Annotated in this window: 2 protein-coding genes and 2 pseudogenes; 1 reads left to right on the top strand and 3 read right to left on the bottom strand. The window is 73.1% G+C overall.

Features of this window, described 5'->3' with window-relative positions:
* A pseudogene (locus AC1DY2_RS19730) lies at window positions 1–272 on the top strand (hypothetical protein); the annotation flags it as partial.
* A gap of 64 nt (window positions 273–336) precedes the next feature.
* Here AC1DY2_RS19730 and AC1DY2_RS19725 read toward each other — a convergent pair.
* The 3 genes and pseudogenes from AC1DY2_RS19725 to AC1DY2_RS19715 all read right to left on the bottom strand — a co-directional run.
* Window positions 337–594: a hypothetical protein gene (locus AC1DY2_RS19725; RefSeq protein ID WP_309979135.1), complete on the bottom strand. Its 258-nt coding sequence runs from the start codon at window positions 592–594 to the stop codon at window positions 337–339.
* Window positions 595–598: 4 nt separating this feature from the next.
* Window positions 599–1,174 (bottom strand): nucleoside/nucleotide kinase family protein, encoded by a 576-nt coding sequence (locus AC1DY2_RS19720; RefSeq protein ID WP_476763952.1) that lies wholly within the window; start codon window positions 1,172–1,174, stop codon window positions 599–601.
* 109 nt (window positions 1,175–1,283) lie between these two features.
* Window positions 1,284–1,467: pseudogene (locus AC1DY2_RS19715) on the bottom strand (energy-coupling factor transporter transmembrane protein EcfT); the annotation flags it as partial.

The following is a 1,467-nucleotide window of genomic DNA, read 5'->3' as shown; positions in this document are numbered from 1 at the left end:
CGCCATGGGGCGACGAGGCCGAGCTCGTCGCCGCGGTCGACCGCACGGATGCACCGTGGGGCGAGGCGTTCGGCGCGGCATCCGTCACCGTGGATCCGTTCTCGACGGCACCCGACGGCCGCGAGGTCGGCCGAGTCGCGGTGCCCACGGCGACGGGCGAGATCGCGTCACCGCTGCAGCTCTCGGGCGACATCCGCGACCCGGGGCCGATCTGGCGTCTCACGAACCCGTCGACCCTCATCGCCGCGTTCTTCGACGCACAGGACGGCTGACCACCGGCCGCGGAACCCGGAACACCCCGATCCGACGACGGCTCGGACGGCGACCGTCACCGCGTCAGTCGTTGTCGTCCTCGTCGAACTCGACGGGATCGGAGTCGCCCGCGTCGAAACGGAATCGCACGCGAACCTGTCCGTTCACCTCGCGCTCGTCGACGGCGTCGTACCAGAACAGCGATTCGAGGCCGTCGACCGCTGCCAGCATGCCGACGCGGGACTCGGGCTTGCCGCCGACGAGGACTCGATGCTCGAACTCGCCCTCGAGCGGCCCGTCGATGAACTCGGCGACGTACTCTGCTGCTGCGTCTGCACTCATGCCACTACGTTAGCCCGCGCGAACGGACGTGCACAGGAGCCGCGCCCGGGTCGGGACGAGGCTCGGTGCGCCCGTCGGGTGCGGCCCGCAGTCGTACATCGGCGCGAACGGCCGGCACGGTACGGTGCACGTAGTGCCGCCACTGGCGGTCCCACATCCCCCAGTACGGGTCGTAGGCGCCGCCGTCACGGTCGAGGGCGCGGCGCCTGCGGAGCGCGTCGGGCGCGTCGACCCAGATCCGCAGCGCCGAGCGAGCCGAGCCTCCCGCCGCGAATGCGCCGCAGCCCTCGACGATCAGTGCCTCGCCGGGAGGAACGTGCTCGCGCGCACCGGGGCGTTGGTTCACCCAGTCCCAGCGTCGCCACCGACCTACCTGGAAGCGGGCGCGCGGGCGCACCAGCGTCTGCGACAGCTCCACCCCAGCCCGTTCGAGTCCCGACCACCCCCGGTACACATCGTCGAGGCGCACGAGCTGCGGCGGTCGCCCCGGCCACCGGTCGACCAGCGCGTCAGCGAGCGTGGACTTGCCTGCACCGCTGGGTCCGTCGATGAGCACGAGCGGGTTCCGGATGCCGCGCACGGCCGCACGCACCGCGCGAAGCGCCGACGCGGCGGGCTCGCCACCTCGATCGGGTCGGTCCCCGGCGGTCGTCGGTCCAGAGTCGCGGCCGCCGGCACGATGGCCGGCGTCAGGACCAGATGACATTCCAGCTCCCCGTGGCGACGGCCGCGGTGGCCGACACCGCCGCCACGAGGCATCCGGCGGCGATGACCACCCATTCGATGCCACCGAACTTCGCCGCCCGCGCCCAGGTGCGCGCGCCGGGCGCCCCGAAGGCCCGCGCCTCCATCGCGGTGGCGAGCGTGCTCCCC

Source organism: Agromyces sp. P1_H4, assembly GCF_056405255.1.
This window is presented reverse-complemented; position numbering and strand designations above follow the sequence as displayed.